We start from the raw sequence: 1,659 nt of genomic DNA, 5'->3' as shown, positions 1-1,659 counted from the left end.
CGGCACCTCTCCATCCTGTCGAAACTGGATCGACAGCACGTTTGCAGAAAAAGGGGATTGAAATGAATGTGACACGACTCTCTTCCACACTGACCCTTGTCGGCCTGCTCGCCACGGCAAGTGCAGCGCATGCCCAGACCGTTGATGTGCAGCAGTATTGGACCAGCTCCAGCGAATCCAAGGCGATGAACACAATCGCAGACGCATATAAGGCGCGCGGCGGCAAATGGATCGACAGTCMGTCGGCCGATTTCGATTCCGCCATTGCTGCCGCCACCAGCCGTATCGCCGGCGGCGAGCCGCCGTCTGCCGTCCTGATGACACCGAATGCGGCGTTGCGCGACCTTGCCGCTGCAGGCCAGCTTCGCGATTTCAACGATCTGGCGGAAACCGGCGGCTGGCAGAAGGTGATGGCGCCGCTGATCTGGGACAAGCTAAATGTCGACGGCAAGCTAGTCGCCCTGCCGGTAGGCATCCACGCAGATAACTGGATCTGGTATTCCAAGTCGCTGTTCGATGAATTGAAGCTTGAAGAACCAAAGAGCATTGACGATATGTTTGCGGTCGCAGACAAGCTCAAAGCCGCCGGCCACATCGCTTTTGCCGTCGGCGGCGAGCCTTGGCAAGAGGTCTMGATCCTCACCGATTTCATTCTTGCGCTGGGCGGGCCGGACTATTGGAACGAGCTGTTCGTTAAGCGCGATCCGGACGCGTTGAAATCCCCGATTCTGCCCAAGGCGTTCGAGCTGTACCGCAAGGTTTCGACCTATGCCGATCCGGCCAGCCCCGGGCGTTCGTGGAACGACACKACCAATCTCGTGATCACCGGCAAGGCGGGCATGCAGTTCATGGGTGACTGGGCGCGCGGCGAATTTCTCGCGGCCGGGCTGACGGCTGGGAAAGAGTTCKGCTGCTTCCTGACCCCGAGCGRAAAGCCCGCTTATGCAGTGATCGTCGATGTTTTCGCCTTCCCCCTTAACGCCGATGACGACCGCATCAAGGGCCAGACTTTTCTGGCAGAAACCGTGATGGACCCGGCCGTCGAAACCAAGATCGCCGCAGTCAAGGGATCTGTTCCGTCGCGCCTCGACGTCGATACCAGTTCGCTTGATGCTTGTGCTGCCAAGGGCGTCTCCATGCTGGCCACGCCGGGKAAGGCGGTCAACTCCGCCTATGTCGCACTTGCTGGAGACCTGAACGGCCAGTTGACTGATCTCGCCACGCAGTTCTGGACCGACCCGTCGATGCCGGCTGACACGGCGATCGAGACCTTGAGTGGCATCCTCCAGAGCCAATAAATTTGAGAAGGGCGGCGCTTCGCCGCCCATGAGGGTTTGGGGAGACCTCGGAATGACAACTTGGCTCAATCGGCAGGCCTTTAGGCCCGATATCACCGTGATKGTGTTCTTCGCCGCTATCGCATTATTTTTTTATGGATCGATTTTCTGGACCTTCTACATGTCGATGACGCGGTCGACACTGGTGCCGAGCTACGAGATCGTCGGTTTCGTCCAATATGTAAAGCTCTTCACCAACCAGCGTTGGCTAGTATCTTGCGTCAACATGGTGATTTTTGGTGTGCTCTACATCGCCGGAACACTCGCCTTCGGCATGCTGCTGGCGGTGCTAGCGGATCGCCGCATTCGCGCTGAATCGTTG

1 protein-coding gene and 1 pseudogene are annotated in these 1,659 nt (G+C 58.4%); both read left to right on the top strand.

Annotated elements, in window-relative coordinates; all coding sequences use genetic code 11:
* Positions 1–62 precede the first annotated feature (62 nt).
* The gene (locus QD357_RS32105; RefSeq protein ID WP_414126050.1) at positions 63–1,298 is read left to right on the top strand and encodes an ABC transporter substrate-binding protein; all 1,236 of its coding nucleotides are present in this window, start codon (positions 63–65) and stop codon (positions 1,296–1,298) included.
* Positions 1,299–1,350: 52 nt separating this feature from the next.
* Positions 1,351–1,659: pseudogene (locus QD357_RS32100) on the top strand (sugar ABC transporter permease); the annotation flags it as partial.

Source organism: Rhizobium sp. BR 317 (assembly GCF_047445835.1).
GTDB lineage: Bacteria > Pseudomonadota > Alphaproteobacteria > Rhizobiales > Rhizobiaceae > Rhizobium > Rhizobium paranaense.
The sequence above is the reverse complement of the archived record's forward strand: the minus strand, read 5'-3'. Positions and strand labels throughout refer to the sequence as shown.